General features: G+C 59.6%; 12 protein-coding genes, 1 tRNA gene and 1 pseudogene. 9 read left to right on the top strand and 5 right to left on the bottom strand.

Features of this window, described 5'->3' with window-relative positions; translation table 11 throughout:
- Positions 1-109: 109 nt before the first annotated feature.
- A complete protein-coding gene (locus tag PMN64_RS37025; protein ID WP_411784319.1) occupies positions 110-1,261 on the bottom strand; it encodes an ImmA/IrrE family metallo-endopeptidase in 1,152 nt (383 codons plus the stop codon).
- 419 nt (positions 1,262-1,680) lie between these two features.
- Here PMN64_RS37025 and PMN64_RS37020 point away from each other — a divergent pair, with 419 nt between their 5' ends.
- From PMN64_RS37020 to PMN64_RS37010, 3 genes are read left to right on the top strand one after another with little or no spacing between them, the layout of a single operon-like run.
- Positions 1,681-2,130 (top strand): hypothetical protein, encoded by a 450-nt coding sequence (locus PMN64_RS37020; protein WP_411784318.1) that lies wholly within the window; start codon positions 1,681-1,683, stop codon positions 2,128-2,130.
- Positions 2,127-2,573, top strand: coding sequence for a hypothetical protein (locus PMN64_RS37015; protein ID WP_411784317.1), 447 nt, complete (start codon positions 2,127-2,129; stop codon positions 2,571-2,573). Before PMN64_RS37020 ends, PMN64_RS37015 begins: the two co-directional genes overlap by 4 nt.
- Entirely contained in the window at positions 2,570-3,856 is a 1,287-nt protein-coding gene (locus tag PMN64_RS37010; RefSeq protein ID WP_411784316.1) for a hypothetical protein, read from the top strand. The genes PMN64_RS37015 and PMN64_RS37010 overlap by 4 nt, the downstream gene beginning before the upstream one ends.
- Before the next feature lie 71 nt (positions 3,857-3,927).
- On the opposite strand, the gene PMN64_RS37005 is transcribed toward PMN64_RS37010, so the two are convergent.
- On the bottom strand, positions 3,928-4,668 hold the full coding sequence (locus PMN64_RS37005) for an MOFRL family protein (protein WP_411784321.1): 741 nt from the start codon (positions 4,666-4,668) through the stop codon (positions 3,928-3,930).
- 38 nt (positions 4,669-4,706) lie between these two features.
- Between PMN64_RS37005 and PMN64_RS37000 the strand changes: the two genes are divergently transcribed.
- From PMN64_RS37000 to PMN64_RS36990, 3 genes are all read left to right on the top strand, one after another.
- Positions 4,707-4,859: a pyruvate kinase alpha/beta domain-containing protein gene (locus tag PMN64_RS37000; RefSeq protein WP_411784315.1), complete on the top strand. Its 153-nt coding sequence runs from the start codon at positions 4,707-4,709 to the stop codon at positions 4,857-4,859.
- Positions 4,860-5,261: 402 nt separating this feature from the next.
- Complete coding sequence (locus tag PMN64_RS36995) at positions 5,262-6,731, top strand: di-heme oxidoredictase family protein (protein ID WP_411784314.1); 1,470 nt, start codon at positions 5,262-5,264, stop codon at positions 6,729-6,731.
- A gap of 152 nt (positions 6,732-6,883) precedes the next feature.
- A complete protein-coding gene (locus PMN64_RS36990; RefSeq protein WP_411784313.1) occupies positions 6,884-7,507 on the top strand; it encodes a hypothetical protein in 624 nt (207 codons plus the stop codon).
- A gap of 232 nt (positions 7,508-7,739) precedes the next feature.
- Here the strand turns inward: PMN64_RS36990 and selD are convergent, their stop codons facing one another.
- The 3 genes and pseudogenes from selD to PMN64_RS36975 all read right to left on the bottom strand — a co-directional run bounded on the left by selD (position 7,740) and on the right by PMN64_RS36975 (position 10,496).
- Positions 7,740-8,789 carry a selenide, water dikinase SelD gene (selD, locus tag PMN64_RS36985; protein WP_411784312.1) on the bottom strand — a complete coding sequence of 350 codons (1,050 nt, stop codon included), beginning with the start codon at positions 8,787-8,789 and terminating at the stop codon, positions 7,740-7,742.
- Between the two features lie 52 nt (positions 8,790-8,841).
- Positions 8,842-9,951 (bottom strand): annotated as a pseudogene (locus tag PMN64_RS36980) (transglutaminase-like domain-containing protein).
- Entirely contained in the window at positions 9,948-10,496 is a 549-nt protein-coding gene (locus PMN64_RS36975; protein ID WP_411784311.1) for a TlpA disulfide reductase family protein, read from the bottom strand. The pseudogene PMN64_RS36980 and the gene PMN64_RS36975 overlap by 4 nt, the downstream one beginning before the upstream one ends.
- A gap of 229 nt (positions 10,497-10,725) precedes the next feature.
- Here PMN64_RS36975 and selA point away from each other — a divergent pair, with 229 nt between their 5' ends.
- From selA to PMN64_RS36960, 3 genes are all read left to right on the top strand, one after another.
- Entirely contained in the window at positions 10,726-12,114 is a 1,389-nt protein-coding gene (gene selA / locus PMN64_RS36970; RefSeq protein ID WP_411784310.1) for an L-seryl-tRNA(Sec) selenium transferase, read from the top strand.
- 24 nt (positions 12,115-12,138) lie between these two features.
- The gene (gene selB, locus PMN64_RS36965) at positions 12,139-14,136 is read left to right on the top strand and encodes a selenocysteine-specific translation elongation factor (RefSeq protein ID WP_411784320.1); all 1,998 of its coding nucleotides are present in this window, start codon (positions 12,139-12,141) and stop codon (positions 14,134-14,136) included.
- Positions 14,089-14,184 (top strand) — tRNA-Sec (locus tag PMN64_RS36960). The genes selB and PMN64_RS36960 overlap by 48 nt, the downstream gene beginning before the upstream one ends.
- Positions 14,185-14,754 lie beyond the last annotated feature (570 nt).

Genomic DNA, 14,754 nt, shown 5'->3' with positions numbered 1-14,754 from the left:
GCCATCCAGGCTCCCGTCACTGCTACGCCCTGCCGAGTCGCAAGACCCGGCAGGGCTTTCGCGTCGGCGGCAAGACGGGCGCCATCGACGGAAGCGGCCCCTCATCGCGTCAGTCGCTTGCAAGCAACTGCGCACTCACCTCTCCGCGGCCAAGCATCTTTGCGAAACGCCGATAGTCGTTGTGTTCACGCTGCCAACGGCCGGCAACGACTGCCGGATGAACCTCGGCCTCAGCCGCGATCCGGATGACGTCCTCCGGGCTCAGTTCGTTCGATTCCAGCTTTTGCGCAATCTTCGTTGGAATAAGCGCCGATTGCGCAAATTCATCAGCTTCCCTCTCGATCGAATCCGCGCTTTTGACATCGAGATCGTCCAGGATGATCTTGGTCTCGCCCGTCAGATGGCGACAGACATGCGCGTACTCGTGCAACAAAGTGAACCAGAAATTGTCCAGTCGTTTGTGGCGGACGGTCATCGCAATTACGGGCGTCAAATCGGTACGACACAGTGCCGCGCCATCAAGGAATGTTCCGGGAAGGTGCTCCAGGACCACGAATGCCACGCCGACCTGCGCAAGAGCATCCCTCACGAGCGTCGGACCATTTGGTTTGGTGCTTAGACGAGCAAGCTCGCGGCCGAACTCGGGCGAAATTGCATGCCGCTTCCTTGGAGGCTTGAAGGAAGAAGCCCTTACGAGGACGGCAGCGCACCAGGCCTCCAGCGCGTTCACATCGGTCCTCGCATTGGTCCGCTCTGTGCGTGTCTTCCGCAGCATTGCGGGCAAGGCGGTGCCGGCAAACGCCCTCCCGAGAAAGGCGGAATAATGCTCCTTCTGCCTCAACACTCCGAAACTCGCGAGCATTTTCATCGCCGATTTGGTAAGCCGCGGCTCGTTTCGATCGTCCTCGTCTGGTCCGACCAAAGAGGCGAGAGGAATCTCGAGGTGACGATGAAGCGCCCGGATCATGTCGATCGACAGAGGACGACGGCCGCTGAGAACTTCCGACACCTTGGATTTGTGCCCGATGTACGGTTCGAGATCGCGAGGTTTCAAGTTGCCCTGCTTCATGCGGAAGCGAATCGCCTCCACCGGGGTGGGCAGAGTCATGACGTTGTTGTTCTCACGATCCCATTTCTCCACTAGCGTCTGGAGTACCTCGAGCTCGTCGAGCGAGCGCTGATCGTGCTTGCCAATCAGAACATTCATCCGATCGAGCGCGGCTTCGTAGTGAGCTTCCGAGCGAATTGGTGTGACGTTCATGAAGACTTCCGTGTCATGATTCACCCGCACGACGCGCGCGAGGCCCCGCGTAGTCGATCAGGGCGATTCCCGTTTCGTATTTGATCGCGACGACGACGCAATGTTGCCCGTCAAGGGGAACGACCAGGCTCCGCGTCTCGCGTGTGGCATCAGGGTAGGCGGCAAGGACGTCCTCGGGAGACCGCCACGCCGCCGCTTCAAGCTCAGCATGAAAGGCCCGATAGGCTCCGGCCGTCTCGTCGTTGCACGCCGACGACGCCCGAATCAGCCTGGATTTCCCCGCAATCCTCATTGCTATCCCATAACCGCTGCCAAAGCGCAAGAAAAATGGTTCCCAAAATGGGACCGATGACGTTGCACGCCCCCACGAATCGAGCTACACAGACACCGTTCCTATTATGGGAACGAGGAGAAGTGACATGACGCACGATATCGAGCGCGCCGACGGCAGCACGCCGGAGAGCGGTCGTTTGGACAACCAGCACGGCGAGGGCGACCCCGTCGAACACCTGCACCGCGCTGAACGCGACCTCGAGCAGGCCCTCGAAAAGAGCCGCGAGGCCGCCAGCGACGTGGCGAAGGCCGAGGCCGAGGTCGAGAAGGCGATCGAGGAGATGGAGCACCCGCGCAAATTCACCGTGAAGGTGCTCTACAACGGCGTCTTCAAGACTTTCGAGGTTCGTCCCGAGGAGGCCGTCAAGCATCTGCTCGACGAGGCAATCCGTACGTTCGGCGCCGCCAATCCCCACACGCTCTCGCTCTACAAGGGCGGTGCGGAACTGGCCGACGGGCAGACGCTGAAGCAGGCGGGCGTCGAGCCGAACGACCAGTTGCTGCTGCGCCCTGGCGCCGTGAAGGGCGGCTCATGAGCGCGCCCTATCGCCTCGATCGCGGCGTGCTGGAAGCGACCTTCCGGCACTTCCGCGGCTGCGGCTGCGGCCGGGAGGAATGCCAGGTGCTCTGGCTCAGCCCCTGGTCGCAGCCGGACATCATCGCCAAGGTCGTGCATCCGAAGCATGCCGGGCATTTCGGCGGCTTCGTGCTCGACGACGCCTGGCTGAACGAGTTCTGGCTGGAACTCGGTGCCACCGAGATGGGCATCCGCGTCCAGGTGCACACGCACCCCGGCGAGGCCTTTCATTCGCGCACGGATGACGAATACCCGATCATCCACACCCCTGGATTCCTGTCATTGGTCATCCCGAACTTCGGGCTCGGGCCGATTGGCTTCAACGACGCCTACCTGACCGAGATCCAGCCGGGCGGGCGCTGGAAGGAAGTCCCCATTGCTTCACGACTGGTGCTGACATGACCCTGCGACAGGCCCTCGACCGCACGATGCTGCTGATGCGCGACGAACTCGACGCGTCCACGCCCGACGACGCGCTGCTCGCTGCGTTGACCGAGACGGAGGTGGCGATCGTCGCCGACTCCTCGAACCTGGCTTCGCACTCGGCGCAGACCGCTTTCGTGACGCTGGCGCTGCTGATGGCGCGTTCGGGGCATCGCGTGCATCTGATCGCACCCGATATTCCACTCGCTGGCGCGCAACCCCCTGTGCCGGCCGGCCCGGTGATCACCGGCTTGCTCGCCGTTGGTAGCGACATGCTGCCGGGCATCACGTTCTCCAGCGCAATGCCGGCCTCCCCGGTCGATCTCATCGTCACGCTCGGCGATAGCGGGACGTCGCTGCACGGCGGCGCGATGATCAGCATCAACGCGGACGATTGGAGCGGCATGCTCGCCCCGCCGGCAAAGGCGACTCGGTGGCGTGCAGGCCGATGGCCGCTGGGCGCCATGGCCGCAGCGGCGATGGCCGCGACCGAGGCCTTCAAGATCGCGATGCGGAAGCTCGTGGGCCACGCCCGCAACCCCGCGATGATGATGGAGACCTTCGCGCCCTCGACCGACACCACGTTCGCGCTGGCGCCGGCCGATACGCCGATGGTGAGCGCGCTCGACGAGTTCGATTGCGTGAGCGGAGGCGCGATTACCCAATCGGCGCTTTTCGCCTTGACGCGGCTGCCGGACGTCTCTGGCCATGCCCGCGTGATCGAGCCCGACTTCGCCGACCTGACCAACCTCAATCGGTACATGCTGCTGCTGCGATCCCACGACGGTGCGCAAAAGGCCAAAGACCTCGAAGAGATGTGTGCGGGAACTGGCCTGGCGATCATGCCCATCCCGGAGCGATTTGGTCCCGAGACCGCCCACTCGGTCGGCCTGAGCGGGGTCGTGCTGGTGGGCGTGGACGACATCCCCTCGCGGTGGCTCGTGCAGCGCACCTGGCCCGCATGGCTCGGCGTCGGCGCAACGACGCACTGGTCCGCCATGGCATCATTCCACGTGCCCGGGACCGACGGTTGCGCCGAGTGCCTGCACCCCGATGACGATCCCACCGACGCCCCCATTCCGACGGTGGCGTTCGTCTCGTTCTGGGCCGGGCTGCTAACGGCGGCCTATTTCCTTCGGCACCGTGCCGACGCCCTCGGCACGGCGCTGCTGGATCAGCAGATCTACGTGACTCCTGTTCGTCCGGAGAGCCCCATCTGGGCGATGGTCCCGAAGCGTCCCGGCTGCGCGACGTGCGCATAGCTGCAGGCGAGCGCGGAAGTTCAGGCGACAGAAGCGCGGTAACGTCACATCGCTGGGCGGCGGCCGCTCTGTCAGATGACCAGGATCGCCCGGAAATCGTTCACATTGGTCAAGGTGGGACCGGTCACCACCGCGTCTCCGAGGGCCTGAAAGAAGGTGTGCCCGTCGTTCCGGTCGAGACTGTCCCGAAGGTGAAGGCCAAGAGAGGCCCCTCGGACCGGCGTGTCCGGCTTCAGAATGGCTCCTGCGATCTCGTCAACTCCGTCCACGCCATCTGTGTCGCACGCAAGCGCATGGATGCGCGGGTGACCAGCAAGTTCGCATCCCAGGCTGGGAAGGAATTCGACGTTGCGCCCACCGTAGCCGGAACCGCACACGGTCACGCTCGTCTCGCCTCCCGAGAGGAGAACGCAGGGTGGAGAAAGCGGTGCAGAGTGGGTCGCAACGCTTTTCGCGATCGGTGCCATGACACGAGCGACCTCGCGCGCCTCGTCCTCGATCGCATCTCCGAGTATACAGGCTCGCACCCCCGCGCGCTCGGCGAACTCCGCGGCGGCCCTAGCCGCCTCGACGACCTCGATACGTTTGGTCGGCGCCCGATGCCCGTAGCGGGTGACCACCGCTCCCGAGATTTCGCCTGGCCACTCCTGCTCGACGGCATGAGCCATCGCCGCAGCGGCTTTGCCCGCGTCCACGATGACGGTGCGTCCTCGCGTCGACCGCGGCAAATGTCGGCCCAGGCTTATCGATGGATCGGCCGCCCCCGCCGCGGTCGCGAACAATCGTCTCAAGAATTCATAAGGATCGGTCACCACGCTAAAGCTCCGCGAGTTGGCTCAATTCGACCGATGTGCAGAGCTATGAGGAAACGGTCGAACGGGCGGTCACGCTCGCAGTCGACGAAGGATTCGCGCAAAGCGGGAATTTGTCGGTGACCGTCGCTGGTATTCCCTTTGGTCAACCAGGAACGACCAACAATCTGCGGGTGGTGTCCGTTTCCTGAGTGCTGACACGGCGACGCAGCTCAATTCATAGAAGAACGGGCCCGCTACGCCGCCTGCCCCGGCGCACGCGGTCCTTCGGCCGCGCGAACGCCTTGCTTATCCGGATCGACCGGCGGATCGCTCCGGCCCGTCTTCAGGCCTCCATCGCCGCCAGACCGCCTCGTTTCAGGGTGCCAGGCCGATGCCCACCTCGTCTACGAAATCATGGCGACTCAGCAGGAGTTCGATGCCGTCGTAAAGCTTCTGGTCCCCGAACCGCCGCTGCGGGTTCGTGAGCCGTGTAAACAGGCGAACAGTGAGGGTTAGCCGGCTGCGTTGCAAGCCCCGCGCTACTGCAATCTCTGATTGACGGTTCCGTGACGTCGGAGCATAGTTCATTGGCAGAAGCTAGGGGTCGACCGATGTTCAGGAAGGCCTTCTCGGAGCGGTATTCGTTGGCCCGTCATCGCGGAGCTGTCTTTGCCGCTTGCGCGGTTTTGGCGTTACCTGCGGCTTCGAGTGCGGGCTCCGTCCTGTGGGACCCCCCTGCGATCGACGTATTTCCTAATCACGAACGAGTTTTGAGGGGCAAACAGTCCCTAAAAGAATTTCTCGCCGACGGACGTCAGCTATTTATGACGCGATTCAATGTCTTGGACGGAGCGGGCCGGCCGACGGGAACGGGAGATTCTAAGCCGACGATACGCCGGCCACCGACCAAGCTATTTCAGCGTATCGCCGGGCCAGACGCCAATTCTTGCGCAGGATGCCACAACCAACCGTTCATCGGAGGTACCGGGGATTTTGTAGCCAACGTTTTCGTAGGCGCCCATTTCACTGACCCGCCTACTGAGAGTGTGGCAGCTACGATTACCAATGAACGAAATACGATCGGCATGTTTGGATCTGGCGCGATCGAGATGCTTGCGCAGGAGATGACTGCGGATTTGCACGATCTACGAGCGCAAGCTCGAGTTAAGGCTTCAACTGCGAAAGAAGATGCTCGAGCCGACCTGCAAACAAAGGGCGTGAACTTCGGATACCTCGTAGCTCATCCAGATGGAACAATTGACACGAAAGGTGTTCGTGGCGTGGATGCGGATCTGGTCGTTAAGCCGTTTGGCACGAAGGGCGTCGCTGTCTCATTACGCGAGTTTACTATTTTTGCATTGAACCAGCATCATGGCATTCAGGTAGTCGAACGGTTCGGATGGCCAAGAACTGGAACAACTGACTTCGACGGCGACGGCGTGGCTGACGAGTTTTCGGTTGGGCAAGTCAGCGCGCTATCCGCCTTCCAGGCGACATTGCCCGCGCCCAGCCGCGTGAAACCGACAACGGTGGCAGATGTCGAGGCGGTAACTCTTGGAGAAATTCGCTTCGGTGAAATCGGCTGCGGAAGCTGTCACATCCCGAGACTTCCACTCCGATCGCTCTGGTTTTTTGAGCCCAATCCTTACAACAGGCCGGGAGCCGTTGTCCCGACCGATGTTGGTGGCCAAATCGCGATCCCGCTTCCATTTTCCGACGACAGTGCACTGTTCAAAGACGCGACTGGAGCACCGTTCGTTGCCGCATATACAGACCTCAAGCGTCACGTCATATGCGATGACGATGAACCCTTCTTCTGCAACGAAACACTTCGGCAAGATTTCGTCCCGACCAACCAGTTTCTTACCTCGAAACTCTGGGATGCGGGTACGTCGGCGCCCTACGGGCATCGCGGTGATCTGACGACATTGTCAGAAGCCATCATACACCACTCTGGCGAGGCGAAGGAGGTGAAACAAGCGTTTCTGACGTTACCGGACAACGAAAAGACTGCCGTGATCAAGTTTCTAAGATCGCTACAGGTTACAAAGGACTTCAATGGGTCAACCGAATGGAGGTAAACGTGAAAAGAGCTTATCTGGCATTTGCAATTATTGCTCTATTCGCCATCTGGACACGGGATGCGTCTGCTCACGCCTATGCCTGACACCGCCTCTACGTTGACAGGTCTGTCACGCTGAGGTTCTACGAAACCGCGTTCGATGAATCCGAGATGATCAATGTCCGGATGCTGGGCGCCCAGACGGAAGCCGACCACTGGCTTGAGCAGGGCGTGCTCGCAGATCTCAAGGGCCAAGATGCGATGCCGATCCTTGAGAGGGCATTGCAAAAGCTCAGAGACTCCCGTGCGGAGATGGACAGGGCTTACGATCAGATCGGGAAGCTTATCGAAATCGAGCGCGACAACCAGGCGATCCCTGAGCACGACACCGCCTTGGAACGAATCCTGAAGGCTCATCCTCCGATAGAAAGAGTGAGCTTGACCAGTACCCGCTTCGCCAACATTGGTGCCGGAACGGGCGTCTCAATAAACTATGGGCCCATCGGAGCAAACTTCAAGGAACTGCTCGAGAACCTAAGGGGGGATCTCAGGATCCTCCAAATCGAGACTGACCGCACCATCGATGCTTTCGGAAATGTACTGTCGGCCGCTCAAAAGGGAGGCTTCGCATCGATTGTACTATCCGGCAGAGCACCGCTGCCCGAAAGAGTTATGCACTCAGTGGACCAGACGATGGTCTATGTGCAGTTTCACAATCGGGCATGCATGACAGCGATTGCTGCTGACATGCAGGTCTATCCAAAGGGCCTCGAGTGGATACCCAAACCTCGATAGTGAAAGCGCATACTCTTGCGGCCTAACTGTAGGCCGCAAGAGTTCTCGTAGTTGAGAGACCGTGCCCCGACGGCAATCCCCGTCGTTCTGGCAGGCACGACTCGATTCTCAAAGGTGCCGCACGGGGCGGGGCACCTGTACGCTCTCGATTAGCTTGATCGGCAAACGATGGAACTCTCCGATGCACAGGAGCGATCCGCAGATATAGTCCATTCTGCCTAGTTGAGAGCCTTCATTGCTCGACGAAAACGCCGGCGGGGCCGCGATCAAAGCGACCTACTATACGAGCAGCCGGGTATCCCTCGGCCGCAATAAAGCTCGCCAACCGGCTTGCTTCGTCGGACGCGCACGCGATCAATAGTCCGCCGGAGGTCTGCGGATCGGTGAGCAGGTCTCGTTCCCAGTCTTGAAAGTTTGGCGGGAGCCAAACGCGTTCGCCGTAGCTTGACCAGTTGCGCTTAGATGCACCAGTGATGAAGCCGTTTCTCGCCAAATCTGCGGCATCAATCAGGAAGGGCAAGGTCTTCCAATCGATCTTCACGCTCAGATCAGCAGCTTGTGCCATTTCGAGAGCATGGCCAAGCAAGCCGAAACCTGTAACATCGGTCATAGCGTGAACGCTCCCATCTGTCCCAAGCTTTGCACCAACACGATTGAGCTTGGTCATGGTCGAAACCATCTCCGCATATCGCTCAATCGGAAGCATGCCCTTCTTTATAGCTGCCGAGTACACGCCAACACCTAAAGGCTTAGTCAGAATAATCGTGTCGCCCGCCTTGGCGTCGGCGTTCCGCCTTAAGTTGTGGCGCTGGCATGTGCCGATAACCGCCAGACCGTAAACCGGCTCAGGACAATCGATTGAATGGCCGCCTGCGACTGGAATGCCGGCTTCTGCGCAAACTGCCCGGCCACCATCCAGAATCATGCGCACGGACTCGGGCGGCAGCTTATCAATCGGCATTCCGAGAATCGCCAAAGCCATGATCGGCGAACCACCCATGGCATATACGTCCGAGATTGCGTTAGTCGCAGCAATTCGCCCGAAATCGAATGGATCGTCGACCATGGGCATGAAGAAGTCGGTTGTTGCGATAATGCATGTACGATCATCCAACAACCAGACGGCGGCATCGTCGCTTGTTTCAGTGCCTACGAGCAACTGGCTATAGGGGAGCGTGGATGGTTGACTGGACATTAGTTGCCGCAGCACGGATGGTGCGAGCTTGCAGCCACAACCTCCACCATGCGCAAGGCTGGTCAGAGAGATTTGTGGAATGTTCATGGTAACCTCCAGCTTTGCGGAATCGTTCGATAAAGCGGACGCGGTTTACTTGCTAGATTGCCGAAGCTTCCTTGGCGTGAATGACATATCGAAAGTTTTCTGGATCAAGGCTGTCATATCTCAGATCATCAGTTTCCGCCTGAGGGTACATGAGAAAGCCGATCTTCGGTCCTTTCGATCCGGGCAAGCTAAGATCGTGCGCGAAATTGCAGGCGAGTCAGTTGGTCTCCCAAGAACCAAACAGTGCCCGGCGCGCTGTCGCGACCTTTGGATCGTCGGCGAGACGATTACCTGGTGGCTCCTCCAGCATCACCTTGCGAACGTCGGCAGGATCAACGGGGACCCATCCGAAGCGATCGAGGAAGACTTCTGCCCTGCAATGCTGGGCTTTTGTCACGTTCGTGGAATTTGCACCGAGGCTCACATAGCCGAAGCGAGATGGCGCCAGGCGTAGGCCGTAGATATCCCGCGACGGAATCTCGGCGGCGCGAGCGAGACCCACGAAGAGCGCATTGAGATCGGCACATTTGCCGCCGAGATTGCCCGATTTCAGCATAGCGGCCACATCCCCGGTGCCGCAGCCGCGCGTCTCGGCTCGCCGATACCTATTTTCGACGATCCAATCGTAGATGGCTCGAGCCTTTTCGATGTCCGATCGAGCATTTGCAACGATTTGGACCGACGTCTCTTGAACGATCCCGTCAACCGGAATCAGGTCGGTTCCCGACAGCCAGTATTCCCGCTCGGCCATAGATAGTGGTTGCACGGTGCCCGGCGCCGTAAGGTCGATGACTCGGTCGCGGGCCGCGATCGCGCTCGTCACCTCGATGACCGGAGATTCCTCCTTTTTGTCCCATTGAACGTGGAGCATCTGCGCTTGGCTTATCGCATCAATGTGTACGCTGGCACGACCGTTAGTTCGCCACGTACTTCCGTTCGATTGGAACCATTCACTCTCGTTGACGGATGGCAAAGGAATCCATGCTTGCGACTTGCCCACAGGGGTGGTCAATTCGACGCGGGTTACGACCTCAAATCGACGCCATAGTTGAGTTCTGGGGACAAAGAGTTCATCGACATGCAGGGACGTGGGAACGATCGCCGGCGCTCCGCACATCGCAGCCGCTTTCATCAAAGTCCGTCGGCTTAGCGTTGACGTCATCTCTTTTCCTCGCCTCCAACTTTGACGCCGCTTCGCTCGTCTGTGCTACTTGCCGCATCAAGAAATTGAGTGGTCTCGATTCCGTCCCAATCAACCTCTCGTTCGGCCGCCAACCGCTGCTCGAGTCTTCGACCCAGGACAATGGTCGAGGGAAGGTTGGCCACATGCCAAGATTTGGCGACCGCACCATCCCGGTCGAGCAAGATCGGAATGGACGAAGGAGTAGATTGAACAAATCGGCGCACGCGAAGAGCGGGTTCGGCTACTGAAACTGCCAAAATGCGGACCGACGACGAATCGATTCGCTTTGCGAAACGCTCAAGCGCCGGCATTTCCGTGAGGCACGGCTTGCACCACGTTGCGAAGAAATGGACGACGGTCACGCTATATTCGAAGGGTCTCAATATGACGCTTGAACCGTCGGCTGCGGTCAACGCAAGTGGTGGAGCAGGCCCCGACTTCGGATTAAAAAACTCAATCGCGAAAACTCTCGGCGGCGACAGGACAAACGCACCGATAAGAACGCTGGCAATAATGCGCCACAAGCCCCGACACGCGGGAGCCTCCGACAAAGCCATTTTGCAACTATAGGTCAGCAATCGAGTAAAGGTCAATTGCCCCGCAGAACTTTAGCAAGCGACCTCAAATATCTCGCCTGGCCGCTATCTCTGTTTGAGCAAAACCCAAGTGGCCTGAGGCCTCGCCAAAAAGGACGTTGCAACCACGAAGAGTTTGCGACAAAAATACCATCCTTCTTTCAGCACCCTGCGGCGAATGAGGACACTTAGGGATCTCCCTTCCGTTGGCTCTTTGTTGGCCGCCGCCGAGACCTCCCAGCTTCGGGAGCGCTTCGGGCGGCAGGCGGCTACGGACGCCTTGCGGGCCGTCCTTAACAGTGTCCGCCAGGATATGAAGAGCGGAAGACCAGCGGCACGGTCAGAAAAGGATATCGTGCAGAACGCGTTCGTACTGCTTGAGCGCCGAGATCAATCGACATTGCGTCCCCTTTTCAACCTGACCGGCATCGTCCTTCACACCAACTTAGGCCGGGCGGTTCTGTCTCAAGCAGCAATCGAGGCTTCTATTTCGGTGATGCGCGACGCGACGGCGTTGGAGTTCGACCTCGACACAGGAAAGCGTGGAGAACGCGACGATCACGTACGAGAATTGCTTTGCGATTTGACTGGGGCCGAGGACGGGACCGTCGTCAACAACAACGCTGCTGCCGTTCTGCTATGCCTGAACACGCTCGCGCTCGACCGTGAGGCCATCGTCTCTCGCGGCGAATTAATCGAGATCGGCGGAGCTTTCCGGATGCCTGACATCATGGTGCGCGCAGGCGCGATGTTGGTCGAAGTAGGCACAACTAACCGAACTCACGCCACGGATTATCTAGCAGCCATCACCGACCGCACAGGCGTCGTGCTGAAGGTGCACACCTGGAATTACCGCATACAGGGGTTTACCGCCGAAGTCGCAGGCGGAGAGCTTGCCACAGTCCTAGCTGACACGGCCGTCCCGCTTATGCATGACCTCGGTTCGGGCACGCTCGTGGATCTGGCCCGCTACGGTCTCAATCGAGAACCCACGGTTCGCGAAGCCGTCGCCGATGGCGCCGGCATCGTTACCTTCTCGGGTGACAAGCTGCTTGGCGGGCCGCAAGCTGGGTTTATCGTCGGGAAAGAGGCGCTGATCGCCAAAATAAATCGCAACCCGATGAAGCGAGCGCTTCGCGTTGACAAGATCAGGCTGGCAGCCATCGAGGCAACCCTGAAGCTCTATCGCGACCCGGATCGTCTGGCCGAACGATTACCGACCTTACGTTGGCTTGCGCGACCTCCCGCTGACATCAAAGCTCAGGCCGAGCGGCTGCAGCCAGTGTTGGCGAGAGTTCTGAATGCAAACTATGTCGTCGAGACATGCGATTGTGACAGCCAGGTTGGCTCTGGCGCTTTGCCCCTCGACGTCATTCCGAGCGCTGGTCTCGTCATTCGCGGCCGCGACAACACATCTCTGGATCAGCTGACAGCGGCACTCCGCGGATTGCGGGTCCCAGTGATCGGTCGGGTCGTTGACAACGGATTGCTGCTGGATTTGCGCTGCCTGGACGACGAAAGCGGCTTCATTTTCCTCGTTTCCACGCTCGACATTGAAGGGGCGTAACCGCGGTCGCCGGGAGAGACTGCCATGATTATAGGGACGGCGGGTCATGTCGATCACGGAAAGACAACTCTAGTCAAAGCCCTGACTGGAATCGACACAGACCGATTGAAGGAAGAGAAGGTGCGCGGGATCACCATCGACCTCGGCTTCGCGTATCTGCCGAGCGAAAATGGAGATATTCTCGGCTTTGTCGATGTACCCGGTCATGAAAGTCTGGTCCACACCATGCTTGCCGGTGCGAGTAGCATCGACTTCGCATTTTTGGTTGTTGCCGCCGACGACGGCCTGATGCCGCAAACCCGCGAACACCTTGCAATTATCGACCTGCTCGGAATAGGGCGCGGCATAGTCGCTATTACCAAGATTGACACCGTGGCGCCCGAGCGGATTGTTGAAGTGTCCCAGCAACTCCGCGACGTGCTCAAAGGAACGACGCTCGAGAATGCTGAATTGGTTCCAGTATCTGCGCTCACTGGTCAAGGCGTTGGTGAATTGCGACAGAGGCTGGTGGCTGCATCAAATGAAATGCCTCGCCGTTCGGCGGAAGGACGCTTCCGCATGGCCATCGACCGGTCGTTCACGCTGACCGGGGTTGGCGTGGTCGTTACGGGAACGGTACTTTCAGGATGCGCGTTGATCGACGACCATTTCATGGTGAGCCCGACCGGACTTTACGCACGAATACGTTCGATGCATGTCCAGAATCGTTCGGCAAAGTCTGCACGCGCTGGAGACCGCTGTGCGCTCAACCTTGTCGGCGACGGAATCACCAAGGAAAATCTTCGCCGCGGCGATGTCGTGGTAGATGCGGACCTGCACGCGCCGACGTGTCGAATCGACGCCAGCCTGCGTCTATTGCCGAGCGAGCCGAAAGCAATTAGGCAATGGCTTCCAGTCAGACTCCATCACGCCTCGACCGAGGTAGGAGCCCATATAGCGTTGCTCAGCGACGAGCCGCTGGCGCCGGGTATGCAAGCGGATGTTCAACTCGTCCTCGATCGCCCCATCGCCGCCGCAATCCTCGACCGCTTTGTGATCCGTGACGTGTCCGCCAGACGGACCGTCGGCGGCGGTCGGTTCATCGATCTGCGCGCGCCCAGTCGGCATCGCCGAACGTCCGAACGCCAAGCTCAACGTGCAGCACTGGGTTTGCCCGACCATACCCGTGCATTATCGGCGCTACTGACGAACCCGCCGTTTGTTTGGGACATTTCGAACTTCATGAGGGACAGGGCGCGACCAGAAAGCGAAGAGCGGCGCCTAATCGACGAGTTAGATCTTACCGTCTTGGAAACCGCGTCGGCAAGGTTTGTTCTCGCTCCTGAATATTGGGATCGGTTCGAGCACGATGTCGCAGATAAACTCGCGACCTTTCACGCAGAGAACCCTGACTTGCAGGGGATCGGCCGAGAGAAACTGAGACTACTGCTAGAGTTACGCCTTGATCCACTTCCGTTCGGCCTAGCGCTAACACGTCTAGCGGCCGCGGGCAGTTTGGTGCTGGATGGAGCTTTCGTCCGGCTCGCCTCTCACGTCGCGCGCATGTCGCCAGAGGATGAGGAATCATGGGCGATCATCGAACCGATACTCGGCGGCGACAACCGCTTTCGGCCGCCGCGAGTTCGCGATATCGCGACAGCCGTCGAACGACCGGAACGCAATATACGAAAGCTTCTGAAACTGGCTGCTCGAATGGGGCGCGTTGACGAAGTCGCGATGGATCATTTTTTTCTACGCGCAACTGTCGGCGAAATGGTTCAGATCGTAGCTGATCTGTCCGCGGACGCTAGGGACGGTCGCTTCACCGCGGCGCAGTTTCGCGATCGGGTTACGAACGGACGAAAGGTTGCGATTCAGGTCCTCAATTTCTTTGACCGGCACGGCCTCACTCTCAACCGCAACGATCTGCGCCGGGTCAACCGGCATCGGCTGGAGTTGTTCGGTCCGCTGGTGCATTCGTCCGAGCCGAATAATGGAAGAGAATCGTCCCCGGTGGGGCGTCCGGACTTCAAATCCGGGTGAGGCAGCGAGCCTGTCTTTGGTGGGTTCGACTCCCGCTCTCTTCCGCCAATCGCGCAAGCTTCATAAGATTTCTACCAACGGGTCGGAGCGGTTTGACGGGTGATCACGCTTGCAGCCGAACAAGGCTGATTTGTCGGTGACCGTCGCCGGTATCCCCCTTTGGTCAACCAGGAGCGACCAACAATCTGCGGGTGGTGTCCGTTTCCTGAGAGCTGATACGGCGACGCAGCTCAATTCACAGAAGAACGGGGCACGCTACGCTCCCTGTCCCGGCGCACGCGGTCCTTCGGCCGCGCGCACGCCTGCGTATCCGGATCGACCGGCAGATCGGTCCGGCCGTCTTCAGACCTCCAGCGCCGCCAGCGCGGCATCGGATGAACTTTAACCTAATCTGCTTAGACTAATCGTCACCGGGATTTTGCGTTTCCCTCTCGGGGCTGGAAACCCGCCGCCTGCGCTCATTTCAAGCAGGCGGCGTATTTATGTGCTCCGGAACCGCATTGCCAACGAAGAGGCGCCCGTCAGACCTGCCGTCCGGGGAATCGGGCGGCACCTCGTCGTCGCGATCGGCGCCGACCGCCGGTGACGAGGTCGACCGAAAATCGATCGCCGATTACG

Source organism: Bradyrhizobium sp. UFLA01-814 (assembly GCF_046718885.1).
Taxonomy (GTDB): domain Bacteria; phylum Pseudomonadota; class Alphaproteobacteria; order Rhizobiales; family Xanthobacteraceae; genus Bradyrhizobium; species Bradyrhizobium elkanii.
Note: the sequence above shows the minus strand (reverse complement) of the source record. Positions and strands in the feature narration are given on the sequence as shown.